The 23464-nt window shown below is 59.4% G+C and carries 25 protein-coding genes; 17 read left to right on the forward strand and 8 right to left on the reverse strand.

Features of this window, described 5'->3' with window-relative positions:
* From N434_RS25960 to N434_RS05205, 4 genes are all read left to right on the forward strand, one after another.
* On the forward strand, positions 1 to 199 hold a 199-nt coding region (locus tag N434_RS25960), incomplete at its 5' end, for a hypothetical protein (protein WP_210206041.1).
* 91 nt (positions 200 to 290) lie between these two features.
* Positions 291 to 2777, forward strand: a complete 2487-nt coding sequence (gene hrpB, locus N434_RS05195; protein ID WP_110756506.1) for an ATP-dependent helicase HrpB — start codon at positions 291 to 293, stop codon at positions 2775 to 2777.
* 29 nt (positions 2778 to 2806) lie between these two features.
* Complete coding sequence (gene actS / locus N434_RS05200) at positions 2807 to 4114, forward strand: two-component system sensor histidine kinase ActS (RefSeq protein ID WP_110756821.1); 1308 nt, start codon at positions 2807 to 2809, stop codon at positions 4112 to 4114.
* A gap of 72 nt (positions 4115 to 4186) precedes the next feature.
* Positions 4187 to 4774, forward strand: a complete 588-nt coding sequence (locus N434_RS05205) for an ActR/PrrA/RegA family redox response regulator transcription factor (protein ID WP_065114473.1) — start codon at positions 4187 to 4189, stop codon at positions 4772 to 4774.
* Here N434_RS05205 and N434_RS05210 read toward each other — a convergent pair whose 3' ends face one another.
* Positions 4775 to 5260 (reverse strand): MmcB family DNA repair protein, encoded by a 486-nt coding sequence (locus N434_RS05210; RefSeq protein ID WP_004444350.1) that lies wholly within the window; start codon positions 5258 to 5260, stop codon positions 4775 to 4777.
* A 183-nt stretch (positions 5261 to 5443) separates the two neighbouring features.
* Between N434_RS05210 and N434_RS05215 the strand changes: the two genes are divergently transcribed.
* Positions 5444 to 6157 carry a L,D-transpeptidase gene (locus N434_RS05215; protein ID WP_065114472.1) on the forward strand — a complete coding sequence of 238 codons (714 nt, stop codon included), beginning with the start codon at positions 5444 to 5446 and terminating at the stop codon, positions 6155 to 6157.
* 80 nt (positions 6158 to 6237) lie between these two features.
* On the opposite strand, the gene N434_RS05220 is transcribed toward N434_RS05215, so the two are convergent.
* From N434_RS05220 to hslV, 4 genes are all read right to left on the reverse strand, one after another.
* On the reverse strand, positions 6238 to 8406 hold the full coding sequence (locus tag N434_RS05220; protein WP_110756508.1) for a malate synthase G: 2169 nt from the start codon (positions 8404 to 8406) through the stop codon (positions 6238 to 6240).
* A gap of 121 nt (positions 8407 to 8527) precedes the next feature.
* Positions 8528 to 9493 (reverse strand): DUF1402 family protein, encoded by a 966-nt coding sequence (locus tag N434_RS05225; RefSeq protein WP_110756823.1) that lies wholly within the window; start codon positions 9491 to 9493, stop codon positions 8528 to 8530.
* Between the two features lie 197 nt (positions 9494 to 9690).
* A complete protein-coding gene (gene hslU, locus N434_RS05230) occupies positions 9691 to 10998 on the reverse strand; it encodes an ATP-dependent protease ATPase subunit HslU (RefSeq protein WP_065114469.1) in 1308 nt (435 codons plus the stop codon).
* Positions 10999 to 11077: 79 nt separating this feature from the next.
* Positions 11078 to 11602, reverse strand: a complete 525-nt coding sequence (gene hslV / locus N434_RS05235) for an ATP-dependent protease subunit HslV (protein WP_003521197.1) — start codon at positions 11600 to 11602, stop codon at positions 11078 to 11080.
* Positions 11603 to 11803: 201 nt separating this feature from the next.
* On the opposite strand from hslV, the gene hisB reads away from it, so the two are divergent.
* From hisB to coaA, 7 genes are read left to right on the forward strand one after another with little or no spacing between them, the layout of a single operon-like run.
* Entirely contained in the window at positions 11804 to 12400 is a 597-nt protein-coding gene (hisB, locus tag N434_RS05240; RefSeq protein ID WP_110756509.1) for an imidazoleglycerol-phosphate dehydratase HisB, read from the forward strand.
* Positions 12401 to 12422: 22 nt separating this feature from the next.
* Positions 12423 to 12917: a DUF2628 domain-containing protein gene (locus N434_RS05245; RefSeq protein WP_110756511.1), complete on the forward strand. Its 495-nt coding sequence runs from the start codon at positions 12423 to 12425 to the stop codon at positions 12915 to 12917.
* Position 12918: 1 nt separating this feature from the next.
* A complete protein-coding gene (gene hisH / locus N434_RS05250; protein WP_110756825.1) occupies positions 12919 to 13569 on the forward strand; it encodes an imidazole glycerol phosphate synthase subunit HisH in 651 nt (216 codons plus the stop codon).
* Between the two features lies 1 nt (position 13570).
* A complete protein-coding gene (gene hisA, locus N434_RS05255) occupies positions 13571 to 14314 on the forward strand; it encodes a 1-(5-phosphoribosyl)-5-[(5-phosphoribosylamino)methylideneamino]imidazole-4-carboxamide isomerase (protein ID WP_110756513.1) in 744 nt (247 codons plus the stop codon).
* On the forward strand, positions 14311 to 15087 hold the full coding sequence (hisF, locus tag N434_RS05260) for an imidazole glycerol phosphate synthase subunit HisF (protein WP_110756515.1): 777 nt from the start codon (positions 14311 to 14313) through the stop codon (positions 15085 to 15087). The genes hisA and hisF overlap by 4 nt, the downstream gene beginning before the upstream one ends.
* Positions 15088 to 15102: 15 nt before the next feature.
* On the forward strand, positions 15103 to 15426 hold the full coding sequence (locus tag N434_RS05265) for a phosphoribosyl-ATP diphosphatase (RefSeq protein ID WP_110756827.1): 324 nt from the start codon (positions 15103 to 15105) through the stop codon (positions 15424 to 15426).
* The gene (gene coaA / locus N434_RS05270) at positions 15423 to 16424 is read left to right on the forward strand and encodes a type I pantothenate kinase (protein ID WP_181423883.1); all 1002 of its coding nucleotides are present in this window, start codon (positions 15423 to 15425) and stop codon (positions 16422 to 16424) included. The genes N434_RS05265 and coaA overlap by 4 nt, the downstream gene beginning before the upstream one ends.
* Positions 16425 to 16468: 44 nt before the next feature.
* Here the strand turns inward: coaA and lysM are convergent, their stop codons facing one another.
* The 3 genes from lysM to N434_RS05285 all read right to left on the reverse strand — a co-directional run bounded on the left by lysM (position 16469) and on the right by N434_RS05285 (position 19174).
* A complete protein-coding gene (gene lysM, locus N434_RS05275) occupies positions 16469 to 16918 on the reverse strand; it encodes a peptidoglycan-binding protein LysM (protein WP_046799734.1) in 450 nt (149 codons plus the stop codon).
* A gap of 85 nt (positions 16919 to 17003) precedes the next feature.
* Entirely contained in the window at positions 17004 to 17438 is a 435-nt protein-coding gene (arfB, locus tag N434_RS05280) for an alternative ribosome rescue aminoacyl-tRNA hydrolase ArfB (RefSeq protein WP_110756516.1), read from the reverse strand.
* Positions 17439 to 17563: 125 nt separating this feature from the next.
* Positions 17564 to 19174, reverse strand: a complete 1611-nt coding sequence (locus tag N434_RS05285; RefSeq protein WP_110756518.1) for a phosphoenolpyruvate carboxykinase — start codon at positions 19172 to 19174, stop codon at positions 17564 to 17566.
* A gap of 340 nt (positions 19175 to 19514) precedes the next feature.
* Between N434_RS05285 and chvI the strand changes: the two genes are divergently transcribed.
* From chvI to N434_RS05310, 5 genes are all read left to right on the forward strand, one after another.
* Positions 19515 to 20240: a two-component system response regulator ChvI gene (gene chvI, locus N434_RS05290; protein WP_110756831.1), complete on the forward strand. Its 726-nt coding sequence runs from the start codon at positions 19515 to 19517 to the stop codon at positions 20238 to 20240.
* Between the two features lie 155 nt (positions 20241 to 20395).
* Positions 20396 to 22186, forward strand: coding sequence for a two-component system sensor histidine kinase ChvG (gene chvG / locus N434_RS05295; RefSeq protein ID WP_065114460.1), 1791 nt, complete (start codon positions 20396 to 20398; stop codon positions 22184 to 22186).
* Entirely contained in the window at positions 22176 to 22640 is a 465-nt protein-coding gene (locus N434_RS05300; protein ID WP_110756520.1) for an HPr kinase/phosphorylase, read from the forward strand. Before chvG ends, N434_RS05300 begins: the two co-directional genes overlap by 11 nt.
* Positions 22641 to 22765: 125 nt before the next feature.
* The gene (locus N434_RS05305; protein WP_003505374.1) at positions 22766 to 23167 is read left to right on the forward strand and encodes a PTS sugar transporter subunit IIA; all 402 of its coding nucleotides are present in this window, start codon (positions 22766 to 22768) and stop codon (positions 23165 to 23167) included.
* An 11-nt stretch (positions 23168 to 23178) separates the two neighbouring features.
* Positions 23179 to 23454 carry an HPr family phosphocarrier protein gene (locus N434_RS05310; RefSeq protein ID WP_065114458.1) on the forward strand — a complete coding sequence of 92 codons (276 nt, stop codon included), beginning with the start codon at positions 23179 to 23181 and terminating at the stop codon, positions 23452 to 23454.
* The last annotated feature ends 10 nt before the right edge of the window (positions 23455 to 23464 follow it).

Genomic DNA, 23464 nt, shown 5'->3' on the forward strand with positions numbered 1-23464 from the left:
ACCTCAAACAAGTCAACACACCCACCGTCAAAAAACTGACATTTTTATCAAGCCATTGATATCAATACATAGTTTTAAAAAATACCGCCAAATGAACGGAATCGTCACGGGCTTCGCCGCGATATCCGCATCTCCCTGTCCCAGACCTCATGGGAAACAGCTTTCAGGCGATCGTAACTTTCCGGATGAGCTTTTGTGAAACCCTTCCAGCCGGCTGTCAAACGGCAGGGCGGTGCTTTAGAACGGTAGGAAGACACTCATAGACCAACCCATGCCGCAGGCCTCTTTGCATGACCAGAACACCAGCCCCTATAAAGACCGACTTACCCGAGCTTCCCGTCAGCGCCGTTCTGACGGATATCGCCGGGGCATTGGCCGGGGCAAAGCGCGCAGTTCTTTCGGCGCCGCCGGGGGCAGGCAAGACGACACTGGTTCCGCTTCACCTTCTCGGGCAGGTGTGGCGGGGCGACGGCAAGATCATTCTTCTTGAACCACGCCGGCTTGCCGCACGGGCAGCGGCCGGACGCATGGCCGATCTGCTGCACGAGAGCACAGGCGAAACCGTCGGCTACCGCATGCGGCTCGACAATCGCGTCTCTTCGAAAACCCGGATAGAGGTGGTGACAGAAGGCGTCTTTGCCCGAATGGTTCTGGACGATCCTGAACTTGCCGGCATTTCCACGGTGATTTTCGACGAATTTCATGAGCGCTCGCTCGACGGTGATTTCGGTCTGGCGCTGGCGCTGGACGTGCAGGCCGGTTTGCGCGATGACCTGCGCATTCTCGTCATGTCCGCCACCCTGGATGTGGAGCGCATCAGCGCACTGATGAATGATGCGCCGGTCATTCAGAGCCTCGGCCGGACATTTCCGATCGACATCAGGTACGAAGAGCGATGGCAGGGCGTCCCGATCGATGAAAAGATCACCAGGGCGATTACGGAAGCCCATGCATCTGAAACGGGTTCCATTCTGGCCTTCCTGCCGGGGCAGGCGGAAATCACCCGAACAGCCGCGCGGCTGGAGGGACGTTTCCCCGGCGATACGGATATCATTCCGCTATTCGGCAATCTTTCCCAGAAGGAACAGGATGCGGCGATCAAGCCGGCACCAGCCGGGCGGCGCAAGATCGTCCTTGCTACATCCATAGCGGAAACCTCCATTACCATCGACGGTGTGCGGGTCGTGATCGACAGCGGTTTGCAGCGATTGCCGGTTTTTGAGCCAGCAACGGGAATCACGAGGCTTGAAACCGTGCGCGTATCACGGGCTTCCGCCGACCAGCGGGCCGGCCGCGCCGGGCGAACGGAGCCCGGCGTCGCTATTCGCTTATGGCATCAGGGGCAGACTGCGGCACTCAACGCCTTTACACCACCGCAGATTCTGGCGAGTGATCTGGCCGGCCTCGCCCTCGATCTCGCCCACTGGGGTGTTCACGACCCCTCGTCTCTTGCATTTCTGGATAGGCCTCCCGAAGCCGCACTCAGGGAATCGGTTGCGCTGCTTAAAAATCTCGGGGCTCTCGACAAAAGCGGGGCGCTGACACAACGCGGCCATCTGATGCGCGGCCTGTCGCTACCACCACGGCTGGCGGCCATGGTGATCGCAGCTGCGGGTGAAGGCGCGGGAAAGAAGGCAGCGATGCTTGCCGTCCTGCTGACGGAACAAGGGCTGGGCGGAAACGACATCGATCTCGATGAACGCCTGCGGCGCTTTCTTTCCGACAGGAGCGAAAGGGCGCAGGCGGCGCGCAAGCTGGCATCAAGGCTGTTCGACGCGATCGGCGATAAAACGGCGGCAGACGAAGCGCCGAGTGAGGCCGGTCCGCTTCTGCTGCACGCCTATCCGGACAGGATCGCGCTTCAGCGCGGCGGCCGCGGCCGTTATGTGATGGCCAACGGGCGGGGCGCGGAGCTTGCCGAGACCGAGCGGCTGGCGGCGAGCAAAATGCTTGTCGTGGCCGATATTACCGGACGGGCGGCGCAGCCGCGCATCCTTGCGGCGGCAGGAATCGACAGGGCCGATATAGAAGAGCGGATGCCGCACCTTATCGTTCAGCAGGACCAGTTGCTTTTCGACAAGGCAAGCGGCCAGGCGCGCGCACGTCGGGCGACACGCCTTGGTGCCATCATTCTCGACGAAACCCCACTTCCCCGTCCTGATGGCGAACAGGCCGCACAGGCGCTCGCCAATGGCGTTCGGGAATTCGGCATTGGCATTCTTCCCTTCTCGAAAGAAACCGTGCAGCTGCGCGACAGGATCGGCTTTCTCAATGCCAGCATCGGTGAACCATGGCCGGATGTCAGCGACGAGGCGTTGTTATCGCGGCTCGATGATTGGTTCGTTCCTTTCCAGCACGGCGCACGCAGCCTGCAGGACATCCGGCCCGGCAGTCTTTCCGAAGGAATTCTGTCTCTGGTGCCACATGAGGTGGCGCGTGACCTCGGCCGGCTGGCGCCGACGCATTTCGAAGCGCCGACGGGCCAGCGGCATCCCATTCGCTACGATGCCAGCGAACCGACGCTCTCCATCCGGGTGCAGGAGCTATTTGGGCTGAGGGCCCACCCCGCCATCGCGCAGGGACGCCTGCCGCTGCTGCTGGAATTGACGTCGCCGGCGCACAGGCCGATACAGACCACACGCGATCTTCCCGGCTTCTGGGCGGGATCATGGAAGGACGTGCGGGCGGATATGCGCGGGCGTTATCCGCGCCATCCATGGCCGGAGGATCCGGCATCGGCCCTGCCGACCAGCCGTGCGAAACCGCGCGGAACGTGACGACAATGAATAGGGTAAAGGAGACGAAGGTGGCTGGCCATCCGATCGAAACCACAAGGCTTGGCCGCGCCAGCCGCAGAATAAGGCTGCAGACCATTGTCTGGCTGCGATGGCTGGCGGTTGCCGGACAGACGGCAACGATCCTGTTCGTTGCTTTCGGGCTGAACTTTCCCCTGCCGCTTCTGGCCTGCGGTCTTCTGATCGCGGCGCTGGCGCTTGCCAATCTGTTTCTCACCGCCCGCTTTCCCTCCACCTATCGCCTGGAACCCTGGGAAGCGACATTGCTGCTGGCCTTCGACCTGCTGCAATTGACGGCGCTGATCTATATTACCGGCGGCCTTTCCAATCCTTTCGCACCGCTGATCTGCGTGCAGGTCATCATTGCCTTTGCCTCACAGCCGCTGCGGCATTCGCTCATTCTTCTCGGCTTTGCCGTCATCTGCTCGACGGCGATCGCCTTTTCGCCTTTTCCGGTTCCCTGGTATCCCGGCGAGGTTTTGCCGATCCAGCTTCTGCTGCATGTCGGCACCTGGGTCGCTATCATCGCCACCACGTCCTTCGCGGCCTTTTACGCCTATCGCGTTTCGCATGAAGCCAATCAGCTGGCGGACGCGCTGGCGGCGACCGAACTGGTGCTGGAGCGGGAAAAACACCTCTCGCAGCTGGACGGGCTCGCGGCGGCAGCAGCGCATGAGCTCGGCACGCCGCTTGCGACCATCAGCGTTGTCGCCAAGGAAATGGAACGCGAGCTCGGAAATGATGAAAAATATGGCGAAGACATAGCGCTGCTGCGCAGCCAGAGTGAAAGGTGCCGCGATATTCTGCGCCGCCTCACATCACTTTCCGCCGATAATGAGGAACATATGCGCCGCCTGCCGCTGTCTTCGCTGATCGAGGAGGTGATGGCGCCACACCGGGAATTCGGTATCCGCCTCGAACTCGTGGAAAAGAACAACCGGGCCGATGAGCCGGTCGGCATCCGCAACGCCGGCATCATCTATGGACTGGGCAACCTCATCGAAAACGGCGTGGACTATGCGCGGGAGAAGGTGACGGTGACGGTGGAGCATGATTCGCAGAACGTCGCGGTTCTCATCGAGGACGATGGGCCGGGTTATGCCCATGACGTGCTTGCCCGTATCGGCGAGCCCTATGTGACGGAACGTCACAACGACACCCGGGCGGGCGGGCTGGGACTTGGCCTTTTTATCGCCAAGACACTGCTTGAGCGATCCGGCGCCACCGTTACCTTCGAAAATCGCGGCTCCAGCAAAGCCGGGGCGCGGGTCACAATCATCTGGCCTCGCGCGCTTATGGACGATAAAAGAAACCGTTGACTTTACCATCCACGTTGAAGCGGCGATAAGAAGAAGAAACAAAGCCGACGAAGTTGCCGGAAGGCCGGAAACATGAAGACAGAAGACCAGACCCCAACCACCAGCGCACCTGCGGACGATATCGATCCGATCGGCCCCGACAAATCCCTGCTGATCGTCGATGATGACGGCCCGTTTCTGCGCCGGCTTGCCCGGGCAATGGAAACGCGCGGCTTTGCCGTCGACACTGCCGAGACGGTCAGCGATGGTATTGCCCGCTCCAAGGCCGCACCGCCTAAATATGCGGTGGTCGATCTGCGGCTTGCCGATGGCAACGGACTGGAAGTGATCGAAGCCATCAGGCAGAACCGGGACGATACGCAGATCGTCGTGCTGACCGGTTATGGCAACATCGCAACCGCCGTTACCGCCGTGAAGCTCGGAGCGCTGGATTATCTGGCCAAACCCGCCGATGCGGACGATGTCTTTAATGCGCTGACACAGCGCAAGGGTGAAAAGACCGAAGTCCCTGAGAACCCCATGTCAGCCGACCGGGTGCGGTGGGAGCATATTCAGCGCGTTTATGAAATGTGCGAACGCAACGTCTCAGAGACCGCCCGCCGTCTCAACATGCACCGGCGCACCTTGCAGCGCATTCTCGCCAAGCGCGCGCCGAAGTAATCACTCTCCGAAGCTGCGCCCGGTCGTCCATTCGGCCAGCATCAACCGGGTTGCAGCGGTTCTCGAGAAATCCAGCATCACCGATTTGCGGGTCGCCGGCGGCAATTTATGCTCCGGCGCATCGCGAAGCATATGAGCGCCATATCCATCCGAAAGGATCAATCCGCACTCTTCCGGAAAGATATCGGTCGGCACTTCCGGATGGGTGGCGAAAAACAGCCGGTCGCAATGCAATCGGTATTCCGGCCATTTGCGATCGACACGAAAATCCTCGATCGACGATTTGATTTCGATGATCCAGATCTCCCCCTTGACCGAGAGGCTGATGAGATCCGCCCTTCGTCCGCTCGCAAGCGGCAGTTCCGGCAGCACCGAATGACGCATCTCGTGCAAAAGGACCTGAACGCCGCGACGCACCAGCATCGCCTTATCCGACTGGCGGCCGTCTATTAAGGGATTATTGTTGGTAACGGAAAGAATAGTCATGGATAAAGGCTGCTGAAGCGTTTGGCCTATTGTTGCAAAAAGGCAATCAACCGGCAATTTTAGATGCGCAACCGTTTCGCGGCGACGCAACGGCTTGCCAAGAGCGGCTGAATGGAAAATAACCGATTTATCCAATTAAGCCTACTCCTTCGCACAATTTGGCGAATTTTCCGCGAGAACGACATGCGCATCCGTACTTCATTGACCGCACTTGGTCTGACGGCAGCACTGGCTCTGGCCGGCTGCGCTGAAACCACCTCCCAATCAACTCGCCCGACATCCGGCAAGATCGCGGCGTCAGTGCCGGTTGCCGACCCCGTTCCGGCGAAGGTCGAAACCGTCCAGATTTTCAATGACGTATACGGTCCCGTGACCGATGCGGGCTATGCGCTGCCGGCCATTCCGATCAATCGCGTAAACGAGAAGTTCCGTCGCCAGATCGTTGAGTTCCAGACGAACGAACGTCCCGGCACAATCATCGTCAATACGCGCGATCGTTTCCTTTATTATATCCTCTCCGGCAACCGCGCCGTCCGTTACGGCATCGGCGTCGGCAAGGCAGGTTTTGCCTGGGCCGGTGAAGCCTATGTTGCCTGGAAGCAGGAATGGCCGATGTGGCATCCGCCGAAGGAAATGGCAGACCGCAAGCCGGAAGTCGCGAAATATGTCGAAGCAGGCATGGGCCCCGGCCTGTCCAACCCGCTCGGCGCCCGCGCCATGTATCTCTTTAACGAAAAGGGACAGGATACGCTGTTCCGTATCCATGGTTCGCCCGAATGGGCTTCGATCGGCACCGCCGCCTCTTCCGGCTGCATCCGCATGATCAACCAGGACGTCATGGATCTTTACAGCCGCGTACGTCCGGGCCGCAGCTCCAAGGTCGTCGTGATCCAGTAAGATCCGATACAAGGCAAGGAAAAAGCCGCCGTGGAATCTCCCGGCGGCTTTTTTGTTTGTCGAGATGCTTAGCCGTGGCTTCAGGCCGCCCGCTTCGCTTTCAGTTCCAGACGACGGCGGTGCAGAACCGGTTCGGTGTAGCCGTTCGGCTGTTCCCGGCCCTTTAGCACCAGTTCGACAGCCGCCTGAAAAGCGACCGATCCGTCAAAATCCGATGCCATCGGCAGATAGGCCGCGTCGCCAGCGTTCTGCCCGTCGACCACGGCAGCCATGCGCTTCATGGTTTCGACAATCTGCCCTTCCGTCACCACGCCATGCCGCAGCCAGTTTGCCATATGTTGCGCGGAGATACGCAATGTGGCGCGGTCTTCCATCAGTCCAACATTGTTGATGTCAGGCACCTTGGAGCAGCCGACACCCTGATCGACCCAGCGCACGACGTAACCGAGAATGCCCTGCGCATTATTGTCGAGTTCGCGCTGGATTTCCTCGGGCGTCCAATTGGGACGCGGCGCGACGGGCACCGACAGGATATCGGAGAGTTTTGCTCGGCCACGGCTTTTCAGCCCTTCCTGCACGGTGGCAACATCGACCTTGTGATAATGCGTGGCATGCAGCGTCGCTGCCGTTGGCGACGGCACCCAGGCGGTGTTGGCCCCGGCCTTCGGATGGGCGATCTTCTGCTCCAGCATCGCCGCCATCAGATCCGGCATGGCCCACATGCCCTTGCCGATCTGCGCATGGCCGGAAAGGCCGCATTCGAGCCCGATATCGACATTCCAGTTCTCGTAAGCCGCGATCCAGGCGGCCTGTTTCATATCGCCCTTGCGGATCATCGGCCCGGCTTCCATCGAGGTATGGATTTCGTCGCCGGTACGGTCGAGGAAGCCCGTATTGATGAAAACGACGCGATCCTTCGCGGCGCGGATGCTTTCCTTGAGGTTGACCGTGGTGCGGCGCTCCTCATCCATAATGCCCATCTTCATGGTGTTCGGCGCCATGCCCACAAGCTTCTCGACCTGGCTGAAGATTTCGTTGGCGAAGGCCACTTCCTCCGGCCCGTGCATCTTCGGCTTGACGACATACATCGAACCGGCGCGGGAATTCTGGCGTCGCCCGGACGGGCCGACATCATAAAGGGCGATCAGCGCCGTGACGACGGCATCCATGATACCTTCCGGCACCTCGCGGCCATCCCTGTCAAGGATCGCCGGATTGGTCATGAGATGACCGACATTACGCACCAGCATCAGGGAACGACCGGGCAGAGTGAGCACGGAACCGTTGGGGGCGGTATAATAACGGTCCGGGTTGAGGCGGCGGGTGAAGGTTTTGCCGCCCTTGGACACTTCTTCCGTCAGATCGCCGCGCATCAGGCCAAGCCAGTTACCGTAAACCAGCACCTTGTCTTCGGCATCGACGGCAGCGACCGAATCCTCGCAATCCATGATGGTCGTGAGAGCGGATTCGAGAATGACATCCGAAATGCCGGCCTTGTCGCCCTTGCCGATTTCAGTCGACGGATCGATGACGATCTCGGTGTGCAAACCGTTCCTGCCGAGTAGGATCGTTGCCGGCCTTTCCGCCTCACCGGTAAAGCCCCTGAATTGCGCGACGTCCTTTAGCCCCGTCGTTGCATCGCCGATTGCAAGCTGCAACAGGCCGTCGACGATCGTGAAGCCCGTCACGTCGGACCAGCTTCCCGTCTCGAGCGGCGCGGATTCATCGAGGAAGTTGCGCGCCCAGGCGATGACCTTTTCGCCGCGCTTCGGATTATAACCCCTGCCCTTTTCCGCACCGTCGGCATCGGAAATGGCATCCGTGCCGTAAAGCGCATCGTAAAGCGAACCCCAGCGGGCATTGGCGGCGTTCAGCGCATAACGCGCATTCATGACGGGAACAACGAGCTGCGGGCCTGCGACAACGGCAATTTCCGGGTCGACATTGCCGGTTTCCACCTTGAAGCCGGGGCCTTCCGGCAGCAGGTAACCGATCTCCTTCAGAAAGCCCTCATAGACAGCAAAATCCACCGGAGCGCCGTTCTGCCGGTACCAGCCATCCAGTTTTTCCTGCAGCGCATCGCGCTTTGCCAGCAATTCACGGTTCTTAGGAGAAAGCTCGTGGACGATGGCCGAGAAGCCTTCGAAGAAAGCCTCGCTGTCCAGACCCGTGCCCGGCAGCACCTCGTCCATCAAAAAGGCATACAGCCTGTCATCGATGGAAAGACCGAATTTACCCGTGCGGCTCATATGCGCCTCCTCGTTATTCTATGCGTCCAGATTGGACGTTGAAGAGGGCGCTCGTCAATTGCGGCAGGCAGCCAAATATTATTTCCGTTTTGGAAACAATGAAGCAGATAATCGTCTTTTTCTACAAAAGCGCCTGCAAATCCTTGATACGGTCATTCACCAGCCAGCCGTAGTAATTTTCCTCCGGCAACAGGGGCTGTTCCCCGCCTGCGGCGCGCTGGCGGTTCTTCTGGGCGAGAGCGGCGGCCCGCTGCTGCGAACCGCCGACATTATAAAGCGTGGAGGTCACGCCCGGATTTTTCGAAATATCCATGTCGGCAATCGATCTGTAATCGTCGATCGACTTGCGGATGGAGGCGGCCATGAAGGCCAGCGAGCGATCCGGGTCCATGATGGCGGTATAGACAGCGGTAGCGTCATTCTCGTCCAGCCTGTCATAACCCGATGTTTTCGACACCATATCGGACAGCATCAGCGCCGTCAGCGGGTTGATCTGGCCGAGACCGAAGGTCTGCCCGGCATAGAAGGGCTGGAAAAACACGGCGCTGAAACGATTGTTCGGGTAAGCGACGCCGTCCACCGTCTTGCCACGGAAGCTGCCGTCCCAGACGTCTTCCCGACAGTTCCACAGACTGTAGGAGTCCCGCTTGGACTGGCATTTGCCAAATTGCGAATGGCTCAGAAACTGCGCAATGGTTTCGTCCTTGTAACCGAAACGGAAGCTGCTGCCGGCATAGGAGGCAGCCTTGACGTAATAGGACTGCAACCGGTCATAGGCGTCGACATTATAGGTATGCTCACCGACGATGGCGCCTACCATATGGATCGGATCGATACCGTACCGCCCGGCCGTCGACTTGATCTTGGCGATCAGCGCCTTGTCGGAGGACAAGAGGTCGATCACCTTCTGGTACTTGCGTTCGAAGGAGCTGTTGGACGCCTTGGTTCTGCGGGTGGAAGCGCCGGGAACACCGGGCTGTTCGGCATTGCGATTACCCGGCGGAACGACCGTTGCTGCCTCCGCAAAAGAAGACGAAACGGCGGAAACCGCCATAGCCACGGCAAATGCCAGAAGAGTTTTGCGCACGAGCGACTGCCTTTTCTCAGGCCGGCGGCTTCCCGGGCAAAACGCAGGGAAAAACCGGACCATTCCACTAAAGCGGTTCCAACCGGAATGCAGCCCTTCCCATAAACAAAATGCGGGCTGAATGCGAGATGAGGCAGATAAAATAAAAGAGTGCGGCAAATATGGCCGCACTCTTCTTTCTCGAATCCCTGAAGTCTTCAGAGAATATAGCGGGACAAGTCCGTATCGGCGGCGAGATCGCCGACATGTTTGCGGACATAGTCCTGATCGATCTTGACGGCGGAACCACCGCGATCAGGCGCGTTGAAGGAAATCTCGTCGAGAACACGCTCCATCACGGTCTGCAGGCGGCGGGCACCGATATTCTCGACCGACGAATTGAGATGAACCGCCACATCGGCCAGCGCGTCGATTGCATCATCGGTGAAATCGAGGTCAAGTTCTTCCGTCGCCATCAGCGCCTTGTATTGGCGGATGAGGCTTGCTTCCGTCTCCGTCAGGATACGGCGGAAATCCTCCTTGGTCAGCGGCTTCAGCTCGACACGGATCGGCAGGCGGCCCTGAAGCTCCGGCAGAAGATCCGACGGCTTCGCCACATGGAAAGCGCCCGACGCGATGAACAGCACGTGGTCGGTTTTGACCGGTCCATATTTCGTCGAAACCGTCGTGCCTTCGACCAGCGGCAGCAAATCGCGCTGCACGCCTTCACGTGAGACGCCGGCGCCCATGCCGCCATCGCGGGCGGCGATCTTGTCGATTTCGTCGAGGAAAACGATGCCGTCATTTTCGACCGACTTCACCGCCTCGCGCTGGATCATTTCATTGTCCAGCAGCTTGTCGGATTCATCGCGGATGAGATCGGCATAGGATTTCGACACCGTGGTGCGCACCTTCTTGGTGCGTCCGCCCATGGCCTTGCCGAACATTTCCGACAGGTTGAGCACGCCGATATTGGCGCCCGGCATGCCGGGAATTTCGAAACCGGGCATGCCCGAACCGCTGTCGGCCACCTCGATATCGATTTCCTTGTCGTCCAGCTCACCATCGCGCAGCTTCTTGCGGAAGCTTTCACGCGTACCGGGCGATGCGGTTGCGCCAACCAGCGCATCGAGCACCCGCTCCTCAGCGCTCTGATGCGCCTTGGCCTGTACTTCGGCACGCTTCTTTTCGCGCACGAGGCCGATGCCGATTTCAACCAGATCGCGGATGATCTGCTCGACGTCACGGCCGACATAACCGACTTCGGTGAACTTGGTCGCCTCGACCTTGATGAAGGGCGCACCGGCCAGCTTGGCAAGCCGGCGGGAAATCTCCGTCTTGCCGACACCGGTCGGCCCGATCATCAGAATGTTTTTCGGCATGACTTCATCGCGCAGGCTCTCATCGAGCTGCTGGCGGCGCCAGCGGTTACGCAACGCAATCGCAACCGCGCGTTTCGCCTCATGCTGGCCGATGATGAAGCGGTCGAGTTCCGAGACTATTTCCCGGGGAGAAAAAGTGGTCATTCTATCCTCTCGGCTTTCCTGTTCCGGCCGGCCATTCCGGCCCGGCCCGCAGGACCCATTGGTGAGAAATATAATATGCTTATTCGGCGTCGAGGGTTTCGACGACGAGATTGTGGTTGGTATAAACGCAGATATCAGCGGCGATATCGAGAGACTGGCGCGCCACCTCTTCGGCCGATTTGTCCGTATCCATCATGGCGCGGGCAGCGGCAAAGGCGTAGTTGCCGCCGGAACCGATGGCGATCGCGCCATGCTCCGGCTCCAGCACGTCACCATTGCCCGTAATGGCGAGCGTGGTGGATTTGTCGGCCACCAGCATCATGGCTTCGAGATTGCGCAGATACTTGTCCGTGCGCCAGTCCTTCGCAAGTTCCACGGCGGCGCGCATGAGCTGGCCGGGATATTGCTCGAGTTTCTTTTCAAGACGGTCGAGCAGCGTGAAGGCATCCGCCGTCGCACCGGCAAAACCGGCAATCACTTCGCCCTTGCCGATGCGGCGAACCTTGCGGGCATTGCCCTTCATGACCGTCTGGCCGAGGCTTACCTGACCATCGCCAGCCATGACGACCTTGCCGCCCTTCCTGACTGTAATAATTGTTGTCATCAAACACCTGTCTGCCCTGCCGGGCCTGCGGTTAACGGGCCGGGATGCGGCCCTTCTCGGGTTCTATGTAAGTTTGCTTTTCGCGATTGCAATCTTGCCGGCGACACACCGTTTTCGGCATGTCGGGCAAGACGATGGAACAACTGGATATTTGTGTCCCGTGCTGATAAGGAACGGCAACATTTTCACGGAGCGGCCAAAATGGCAGAACGTAAAGGCGAGATTATCCGCAAGACCAACGAAACCGCGGTTTCGGTGCGTGTGGATATCGACGGCACCGGCAAATCGCAGATTTCCACAGGCGTGGGATTTTTCGACCATATGCTGGACCAGCTCAGCCGCCATTCGCTGATCGACATGGAAATCGAGGTCAAGGGTGACCTGCATATCGATGACCATCACACCGTGGAAGATACCGGCATCGCCATCGGCCAGGCGATTGCCAGGGCGCTGGGCGACCGGCGCGGCATTACCCGTTATGCCTCGCTCGATCTTGCCATGGACGAGACGATGACCAAGGCTGCCGTCGATATTTCCGGCCGGCCCTTCCTTGTGTGGAACGTCAATTTTTCCGCGCCGAAGATCGGCACTTTCGACACGGAGCTGGTGCGCGAGTTCTTTCAGGCGCTGGCCCAGAATGCCGGCATTACGCTGCATATCCTGAACCATTACGGCGCCAATAACCATCATATCGCCGAAACATGCTTCAAGGCCGTTGCCCGCGTTCTTCGCACGGCAACCGAGATCGACCCCCGGCAGGCAGGCCGCGTTCCCTCCACGAAGGGCATGCTGGCCTGACGCCAAAGCTGTCAGGAAGCCCATGACAAGCTATCTCGTTCTGGAAGCCCCCAACGGGCCGGACAGGGACCACAAGACGACCCGCTTCATCGCAGACCGTTTCGTCTGGCTGGCTCTCATTGCGCCTTGGCTTTGGCTTGCCATCAACCGGCTGTGGCTGGCAACGGCTATCGTTGTCATAGCGCTCCTTCTGGCCGGACAGGCCTCGATATTAGCCGGATTCGAACCGGTCGGCATTCTCTGCGGTTTTGCCATTGGTCTCATCACGGCGCTGGAGGGACGCGATTTTCTCGTCCGGCACCTGATGCGCAAAGGCTGGGCGCTGACTTCAATCGTTTCCGCCCCTGATCTTTCGAGCGCGGAAGACATATATTTCTCCAGCCTCTCCGAAAATGCCGGCACGGCGGAACAGCTGTCCCAGCCGGTCTGGACCCCCTCGCCGCAAAAGAGCGGTGACAAAAACTTCGTCAACGATCCTGCCGGATCGTTTCTTTTCGACTTGAATGGAAGGCGCTGACATGCGTGTCGCGATCATCGACTACGGTTCGGGCAACCTGCGTTCGGCCACCAAAGCTTTCGAACGTGCCGCCCGCGAAGCCGGCATCGACGCAACCATCGACCTGACCGACAAGCCGGATCATGTCGCTACGGCGGACCGCATCGTGCTGCCGGGCGTCGGCGCCTATGCGGATTGCCGTGCCGGCCTCAATGCCGTTCCCGGAATGCATGACGCACTCATCGAAGCCGTGGAGAAAAAAGCCCATCCCTTCCTCGGCATCTGCGTCGGCATGCAGCTGATGTCCTCGCGCGGGCTGGAAAAGACGGTCAGCACCGGGCTCGGCTGGATCGAAGGCGACGTCGTGGAAATGACGCCGTCCGATCCGAGCCTGAAGATTCCGCAGATCGGTTGGAACACGCTGGAAATCCGTCACGCCCACCCGCTATTTGACGGCATCAACACCGGCGCGGACGGGTTGCACGCCTATTTCGTGCATTCTTATCATCTGGCCGCCAAACATTCGACGGATGTCATTGCCACCACCAATTACGGTGGCGCGATGACGGCTTTCGTCGGCCGCGACAATATGGCGGGGGCGCAATTCCACCCGGAAAAGAGCCAGACGCTCGGCCTTGCCCTGATTTCCAATTTCCTGCGCTGGAAGCCCTGACATGATTCTTTTTCCCGCAATCGACCTTAAAGACGGCCAGTGCGTTCGCCTGAAACTCGGCGATATGGACCAGGCCACCGTCTATAACGAGGACCCCGGCGCACAGGCCAAGGCCTTCGAGGATCAGGGCTTCGAATGGCTGCATGTCGTTGATCTCAACGGCGCCTTCGCCGGCCAGACCGTGAATGGCGAGGCGGTCGACGCCATTCTCAAAGCCACGAAAAACCCGGTGCAGCTCGGCGGCGGCATCCGCACGCTCGATCATATCGAGGCGTGGCTGAGCCGTGGGCTTGCGCGCGTCATTCTCGGCACGGTCGCGGTGCGCGACCCGGTTCTGGTCATCGAAGCCTGCAAGCGTTTTCCCGGTCAGGTCGCCGTCGGCATCGACGCCAAGGGCGGCAAGGTCGCTGTTGAAGGCTGGGCGGAAGCTTCCGAACTCGGCGTCATCGAACTTGCCAAGCGCTTTGAAGGCGCCGGCGTCGCCGCCATCATCTATACCGATATCGATCGCGACGGCATTCTGGCCGGCATCAACTGGGCTTCGACGCTGGAACTGGCGGATGCCGTTTCCATCCCGGTCATCGCCTCCGGCGGTCTCGCCTCCATCGATGACATCAAGCGCATGTTGCAGCCGGATGCCACAAAGCTCGAGGGTGCGATTTCAGGCCGTGCGCTTTATGACGGCCGCATCGATCCCGCCGAGGCGCTTGCCCTTATCAAGGCTGCAAAGGAGGTAAACGCATGACCCTCAAAGCCCGCGTTATTCCCTGCCTCGATGTGAAAGACGGCCGTGTCGTCAAGGGCGTGAACTTCGTCGACCTGATCGACGCTGGCGACCCGGTCGAGGCGGCAAAAGCCTATGATGCGGCGGGGGCGGACGAACTCTGCTTCCTCGACATTACTGCCTCTTCGGATAATCGCGACACGATCTTCGATGTCGTCTCGCGTACCGCCGATCATTGCTTCATGCCGCTGACCGTCGGCGGCGGGGTTCGCAGCGTCGCGGATATCCGCAAGCTGCTCCTTTGCGGTGCGGACAAGGTCTCGATCAATTCCGCAGCCGTCAAGGATCCGGATTTCGTGGCGCAGGCGGCCGACAAGTTCGGCAACCAGTGCATTGTCGTTTCCATAGACGCCAAGCGCGTTTCGAAGGACGGAGAAGAAGGCCGCTGGGAAATCTTCACCCATGGCGGACGCCAGCCGACGGGGATCGACGCCGTGGAATTCGCCATCAAGATGGTCGAACGCGGCGCCGGCGAATTGCTCGTCACCTCGATGGATCGCGACGGCACCAAAAGCGGCTACGATATCGGCCTGACACGCAGCATTGCCGATCAGGTTCGCGTCCCCGTTATCGCCTCGGGCGGCGTCGGCACGCTGGACGATCTGGTGGCGGGCGTGCGCGATGGCCACGCAACTGCGGTGCTTGCCGCTTCCATCTTCCACTTCGGCACCTATTCGATCGGGCAAGCCAAGAGCTACATGGCCGAGCATGGCATCGCCATGCGTCTCGACTGATTGCAGGAACTTCTCATGAGCGCATTTTCCCTTTCCGATCTGGAACGCATCGTCGCGACCCGCGCGGCTGCATCTGCTGACGAATCCTGGACGGCCAAGCTGGTTGCTGCCGGCCAGGAACGCGCGGCCAAAAAACTCGGTGAAGAGGCAGTGGAGGCCGTCATCGCGGCCATCGCGAAAGACCGTGACGGGCTGAAGAACGAGGCCGCCGACCTGCTTTACCATCTGCTGGTGGTACTGAAGATCGCCGACATTCCCTTGAGCGACGTTTTTGCCGAACTGGAGCGCCGGACGGGCCAGACCGGCCTTGCGGAAAAGGCGGCGAGGCCAACATCATGAATGTCACGGCAGGCAGCGGGGAGAGAGGCATGCCAGGCACACTCGATCATTTCCGTCCGGATGAATATTCGCCCTACCACTTCTTCAGCTCGGAAGAATGGTCGAAGTTTCGCGCCGATACGCCACTCACGCTTTCCGCCGACGAGGTCAAGCGGCTGCGCTCGCTGGACGACCCGATCGATCTGAACGAAGTGCGGCGCATCTATCTGTCGCTGTCGCGCCTCCTGTCTTCCCATGTGGAGGCGTCGCAGCTGCTGTTCGAACAGCGCAACCGCTTCCTCAACATGGCGGATGTCAACAAGACGCCATTCGTCATCGGTATTGCCGGTTCAGTCGCGGTTGGAAAATCAACGACGGCTCGTATCCTGAAGGAACTTCTGGCCCGCTGGCCTTACAGCCCGAAGGTCGATCTCATCACCACAGACGGATTTCTCTACCCGAACGAGGTGCTGCGGCGTGAAAACCTGATGGAGCGCAAGGGTTTTCCGGAAAGTTACGATATCGGCGCGCTGCTACGTTTTCTGTCGGCGATCAAGGCAGGCCAGCCGAATGTCAAGGCACCGCGTTATTCGCACCTGACCTATGACGTCCTGCCGAACGAATTCACGGTCATCGACCGGCCGGACATCCTGATCTTCGAAGGCATCAACGTGCTGCAATCACGTGACCTGCCGGCAGGCGGGCGGATTGTGCCAATCGTTTCCGACTTCTTCGATTTCTCGATCTATATCGATGCCGATGAGGACTTCATTCACAACTGGTATGTGAACCGGTTCATGAATCTCAGAAAAACCGCCTTCCGCGACCCGAATTCATTCTTCAACCGTTATGCGTCAATCAGTGAGGAAGCGGCGCTCAGCATTGCCGAAGGTCTCTGGCAGAACATCAACCTGAAGAATCTGCGCCAGAACATCGTTCCGACGCGCCCGCGCGCCGATCTTATTCTGCGCAAGGGCAAAAACCACCTGATCGACACGGTGGCGCTTCGCAAGCTGTGAAGATGCCGCACGTGGGCGGCATCTCCAATGGTTGAACCCGTTATTTATGCGAGGTCGGGAATTCGCAGAACCTGGCCGGGATAAATCTTGTCGGGGTGGGTCAGCATCGGTTTGTTGGCTTCGAAGATGATGTTGTTCTTCGCGCCATTGGCCTTGCCGTACTGGGCTTCCGCAATCTTCCAGAGATTGTCGCCCTTCTTGACCGTGTAGAAGACGGGTTCCTTCGCCGGCGCCTCAGTCACTTTCAGCTCGCCGGCCTCGACCTTGGAAATGCCGAGCGTATTGCCGACCGCGATGACCGCCTTTTCGAAAACCGACTGATCGGCCACTTCGCCCTTCAGAACGACCTTGTCGTCCACCACCTCGACCTGAACCTTGTCCGTGCCGAGATCGTGGGAAGCGAGCTCCTTCTTGACCGCATCGACATCAGGCGCATCGTCGCCGCCGATACCAAGCTTTTTTCCCGCTTCCTTGATGAAATTGAACAGACCCATAGCACCCTCCTTGGTTGTAGGGAGGATTACCAGACGATATTTGAAGCTCTATGACAAGGGCGAAACATTCGTCGTCACACGGGAGCTAATCGCCCGAGGGCTTGCCACGCATTTTCTTGATATCGGAACGGCCGGACTTTGCCTTGAGGCGGCGCTCGACTGATCCCTTGGTGGGTTTGGTGGCCTTGCGCACGGGCGGCGGCGGGGTGGCGGCTTCAAGGATCAGTTCCTTCAGCCGCTCGCGCGCGTCTTCGCGATTGCGCTCCTGGCTGCGAAACCGGCTTGCCTCGATCATCAGCACGCCATCTTTCGAGACCCGCCTGCCACCAAGGCGGATTGCATTGGTTTTCACCCGATCCGCCAAAGACGGGGAACTGGCGATGTCGAAAAACAGCTGAACCGCCGTCGAGACCTTGTTGACGTTCTGGCCGCCCGGCCCGCCGGCCAGCACGAATTGCTCCGTCAGCTCCCAGCCGGCAATGGTGATACGGTTACTGATGTAAAGCGGGTCGCTGGCCATGATCTTTCTCCGCGCCGGTGATGCCACAGAACGCACGAAATGAAAACAGCGACCAGAATCAAGAGACCGGCAAAAAGAAACCCGGCACAAGGCCGGGTCCCCTCCTCCTCACAAATGAGGCTTTATTATTCAGCCGCGAGCAGAAGGCCCGGGGCTGCGTCGCGAACCTTGCTATCGACGTGATCTTCGAACTTGGTGAAGTTCGTGACGAACATCGAGACCAGCTTCTTCGCCTGCGCGTCATAAGCTGCGCCATCGGCCCAGGTTGAACGCGGATCGAGAATTGCACTATCGACGCCATCAAGCGACAGCGGCACCGCGAAGCCGAAATTCGCATCGGTGCGGAACTGTGCACCCTTCAGCTCACCAGTGAGCGCAGCCGTCAGAAGCGCACGTGTCGCCTTAATGGGCATGCGCTTGCCGATGCCATAAGCGCCGCCGGTCCAGCCGGTGTTGACCAGCCAGCAATCGACGCCGTGTTTGCCGATCAGCTCACGCAGCAGGTTGCCGTATTCCGCCGGGTGGCGCGGCATGAAGGGTGCGCCGAAGCAGGTGGAGAAGGTGGCTTCCGGCTCGGTCACGCCCTTTTCCGTGCCGGCGACCTTTGCGGTGTAACCGGAGAGGAAGTGGTACATGGCCTGTTCGGGAGTGAGGCGCGCGATCGGCGGCAGCACGCCGAAGGCATCCGCCGTCAGCATGATGATCGTCTTCGGATGGCCAGCAATGCCCGTTTCCGATGCATTCGGAATGAAGTGCAGCGGATAGGCGCTGCGGGTGTTTTCCGTCAGCGAATTGTCGTTGAAGTCGGGAACGCGGTTTTCATCCAGCACGACGTTTTCGAGAACCGTGCCGAAACGGCGGGTCGCGGCGTAGATTTCCGGCTCGGCTTCGGCCGAAAGCTTGATTGCCTTGGCGTAGCAGCCACCTTCGAAATTGAAGATGCCATGTTCGCCCCAGCCATGTTCGTCATCGCCGATCAGCGTGCGCGAAGGATCGGCCGACAGCGTGGTCTTGCCGGTGCCGGAGAGGCCGAAGAACACGGCGGAATCACCCTCAGGCCCGACATTGGCCGAGCAATGCATCGGCATCACGCCCTTGGCCGGCAACAGGTAGTTCAGCACCGTGAAGACCGACTTCTTGTTTTCACCGGCATAGGAGGTGCCGCCGATGAGGACGAGGCCATTGGCCAGATCGCAGGCGATGACGGTTTCCGAACGCACGCCATGGCGGGCGGGATCGGCCTTGAAGCTCGGCAGGTTGATGATGGTGAGCTTCTGCTTGAAGCCCGCAAGCTTTTCCCGTTCCGGGCGGATCAGCAGATTGCGGATGAACAGGGAATGCCAGGCAAGCTCGGTGATGACGCGTGTCGGCAGAGCATTTTCCTCGTCAGCGCCGCCGATCAGGTCCTGCACGTAAAGCGTCTTGCCGGCGGCATGGGCCAGCATATCCTGGCGCAGCAGTTCGAAGTTTTCCGGCGACAGCGGCTTGTTGTTGTCCCACCAGATATTGTCTTCGGTGGAAGCGTCGCGAACGACGAATTTATCCTTCGGCGAGCGGCCCGTATGCTGGCCGGTGACGGCGCGAAGCGCGCCATCGATGGTCAGTTCGGCCTCGCCGTTGCGGATTGCCTCTTCGTATAATTCGCTCTCGTTGAGGTTATAAAAGACGCGGGAAGCCTCGCCCAGTCCGAGTTCCGCAACTCCATTGGCAGGATTATGAACCCCAAGCTCGTTCATGACGCGTTCCTTAGTTAATGACGATAAGGCCGTTGAAATTTTCACGGAAAATACGTGGCAGCTTTTGGAAACGCAAGAGCCGAACTTTAAAAAACTTAGTGATTTCAATATATTAATCGATTTAAAAGATTTTATTTCTTTTTAAATCGGTTGAAGGCGCATTAAAATCCAACTGCGGCGTTTTTCCGAAATCCCCTCGCCGCACCCTTGCTATTTTGGGGCGAGTTTTCCTTTGCCACAATTTGTTCCACCTTTATACTCAAGAGAGTGGCTCGCGGCGCACAACCTTGGCTGGGTGAATGTCGGGAGTTACGAGAAAATGACGATGGAGACCAACTACATGCAGACGATCGCGCTTGTCGACGATGACCGGAATATCCTCACTTCGGTATCGATCGCGCTCGAAGCCGAAGGCTACCGGGTCGAAACGTATACGGACGGCGCCTCCGCGCTTGACGGGCTGATCGCCCGTCCACCGCAGCTCGCCATTTTCGATATTAAGATGCCACGCATGGACGGCATGGAGCTTTTGCGGCGCCTTCGCCAGAAATCGGATCTGCCGGTGATCTTCCTCACCTCCAAGGATGAAGAGATCGATGAATTGTTCGGCCTGAAAATGGGCGCTGACGACTTCATCACCAAACCCTTCTCGCAGCGCCTGCTGGTGGAGCGTGTCAAGGCAATCCTGCGCCGCGCCAGCAGCCGCGATGCCGCGCCAGTGGCTGGCGGCGCACTGAAGCCGACAGCGGACCAGCAAGCCCGCACGCTGGAGCGCGGGCAGCTGGCGATGGATCAGGAACGTCATACCTGCACCTGGAAGGGCGAACCGGTAACACTCACCGTCACCGAATTCCTCATCCTGCATTCGCTGGCGCAGCGGCCGGGCGTGGTGAAAAGCCGCGACGCGCTGATGGACGCCGCCTATGACGAACAGGTCTATGTGGACGACCGCACCATCGACAGCCATATCAAGCGCCTTCGCAAGAAGTTCAAACTGGTCGATGGCGACTTCGATATGATTGAAACGCTTTATGGCGTAGGATATCGCTTCCGCGAAGCGGCCTGAACCGGCGCGCACCGCATGTCGCCCGAAAGCGTGCAGCGGTTTCGGGATGGCGACATGTACAACAAAGACCTGACACATATAGCGTGGCGCCCGTTTCTCGCGCTATGTGTCAGAGGAAGAGACCACCCGAAGAGCGGTGGTGAGGACTTGAATACGTGTTGAAGAAAACGCCGGAAACCGTCTCGGATAGTGACGATGCCGAAGAACGCGGCAGCGAACGCCGCCATCGTATCCATCCGCTGACGATCATCCGGCGCATTTTCGGCAATGCGGTGTTTTCCAGCCTCACACGCCGCATTCTTTTCTTCAATGTCGCCGCGACGGTCGTTCTGGTCGGCGGTATTCTCTATCTCAACCAGTTCCGCGAAGGGCTGATCGATGCGCGGGTGGAAAGCCTCCTGACGCAGGGTGAAATCATCGCCGGCGCGATTTCCGCCTCCGCTTCGGTTGACACCAATTCGATCACCATCAATCCGGAAAAACTCCTCGAATTGCAGGCGGGGCAGAGCATTACCCCTGCCCCCAATGATGAGGATTTGAGTTTCCCGATCAATCCGGAACGGGTAGCCCCGGTTCTGCGGCGGCTGATTTCGCCGACGCGCACCCGCGCGCGGCTGTTCGATGCCGATGCCAATCTGCTGCTCGACTCGCGGCATCTTTATTCGCGCGGGCAGGTTCTGCGCTTCGATCTGCCGCCGGTAACACCGGAAACCCAGACCTGGGGCGACTGGTTCACCAGCATGTTCAACCGCATGCTGCAGCCGAGCAGCCTGCCGCAATACAAGGAAGCGCCGGGCGGCGACGGCTCGATCTATCCGGAAGTGATGAATGCGCTGACCGGCGTGCGCGGCGCGGTCGTGCGCGTGACCGAAAAAGGCGAGCTGATCGTTTCGGTCGCCGTGCCGGTACAGCGGTTCCGGGCGGTGCTGGGTGTTCTGCTGCTCTCCACCCAGGCCGGCGATATCGACAAGATCGTGCATGCGGAACGCCTTGCCATCATGCGCGTGTTCGGCATCGCCACCCTTGTCAATATCGTGCTGTCGCTGCTTTTGTCCTCGACCATCGCCACGCCGCTGCGGCGGCTGTCCGCCGCCGCTATCCGCGTGCGCCGCGGCGCGAGAACCCGCGAGGAGATACCGGATTTCTCGGCGCGTCAGGATGAAATCGGCAATCTTTCGATTGCCTTGCGCGAGATGACGACGGCGCTTTACGACCGTATCGATGCCATCGAAAGCTTCGCCGCCGATGTCAGCCACGAACTCAAGAACCCCCTGACCTCGCTGCGCAGCGCCGTGGAAACCCTGCCGCGCGCCAAGACCGACGAGTCGAAACAGCGGCTGACCGAGATCATCTTCCACGATGTTCGCCGCCTCGACCGCCTGATCAGCGATATTTCGGACGCGTCGCGGCTCGATGCGGAACTGGCGCGCGCCGATGCCTCTCCTGTTGATCTTGATGTGCTGATGAAGGGTCTGGTCGATATATCCCGCCAGATTGGCACCAAGAAAAAGAGCGTGACGATCGATTATACTGTGGACCGCAAGGCAGGGAGCAAAACCTCCTTCGTGGTGAATGGCCACGATCTTCGCCTCAGCCAGATTGTCACCAATCTGATCGAGAATGCCCGCTCTTTCGTATCGGAGGAAAGCGGCCGCATCACCGTGCGGCTGTCGCGCCACAAGGACCGCTGCCTCGTGCAGGTGGAAGACAACGGACCTGGCATTCAGGCGGAAGATATCGACCGGATTTTCGAACGGTTTTACACCGACCGCCCGGCAAGCGAAGGCTTCGGCCAGAATTCGGGCCTTGGTCTTTCCATCAGCCGCCAGATCGCCGAAGCCCATGGCGGCAGCCTGAGGGCGGAAAATGTCGTCGACAAATATGGCGTGATATCAGGCGCGCGCTTCACCCTGTCGCTGCCGGCGGCCGAAACCCATGAACGCTGAACGCTTCAACCTGCACGCCACCGCAATCGTCGTCGACAACACCGGCGTTCTCTTCACCGGGCCTTCCGGAAGCGGTAAAAGCGAGCTTGCCTTCAGCTTTCTGACGGAGGCCGGACGATGCGGATTGCCTGCGGCGCTGATCGCGGACGATCAGATTTTCGTGTATCGCGACGGCGAAAACATCATTGCCGAGCGGCCGCAAGCGATTGCCGGTCTGCTGGAATTGCGCGGCAGCGGTATTGTTTCGCTCAACAGCGTTGCGAGCGCACCACTACATTTCGCCGTCACGACAGTTCTTTCAGGGGCAAATCCAAGACTTCCCGAAGATGACGACGTGTTTTTGCTGCCCTGCGGCGGGCATCTTCCGCTCCTGCGCATTCCACTTTCCAGTCTTACGCCTTATGGAAAATTTGCTGCACTTGCTCAGAATCTTTTTAAAACGAATGTGAAGTGACCGTGATTCGGGCGATTTTAGGCTTGCGATTCGCATTTTCCTCATCAAGATGAAATCCCACCGATGGACAGGATTGCCGCGTTGCGATAGTCGGCAATGAGAGTGCGTGTGCAAGGGAGCATTTCATGATCGGACTAGTGCTTGTCACCCATGGCAAGCTGGCTGAGGAGTTTCGCCATGCGTTGGAGCATGTCGTCGGTCCCCAGAAATTGATCGAGACGGTCTGTATCGGTCCCGAAGACGACATGGATCAGCGCCGGCAGGATATCATTGACGCCGTTGCACGCGCCAATGACGGCAATGGCGTCATCATCCTGACGGACATGTTCGGCGGCACACCCTCCAATCTCGCAATCTCCGTCATGAACAACGGCAATGTCGAAGTCATCGCCGGGGTCAATCTTCCCATGCTGATCAAGCTCGCCGGCGTTCGCAGCGAGGACAACATGGACAAGGCCCTTCAGGATGCGTCCGATGCCGGCCGCAAATATATCAACGTCGCCAGCCGCGTTTTGAGCGGCAAATAAGAAGTCAGCCCATGTCGCCTCTTTCCCGGGAATTGCCGATCATCAACAAGCGCGGTCTCCACGCCCGGGCATCCGCGAAATTCGTGCAGATGGTCGAGGGCTTCGATGCGACGATCACGGTTTCCAAGGACGGCATGACCGTTGGCGGCACTTCCATCATGGGCCTGATGATGCTGGCCGCCAGCCCCGGCTGCAGCGTCTATGTCGAGGCGAGCGGCAACCAGGCCGCAGAGGCGCTGGCCGCACTGGAGGCGCTGGTCGCCGACCGCTTCGGTGAAGAAGCCTGAGCCAGCACCA

It is taken from the genome of Rhizobium sp. UGM030330-04 (assembly GCF_003208455.1).
GTDB lineage: Bacteria > Pseudomonadota > Alphaproteobacteria > Rhizobiales > Rhizobiaceae > Agrobacterium > Agrobacterium rhizogenes_A.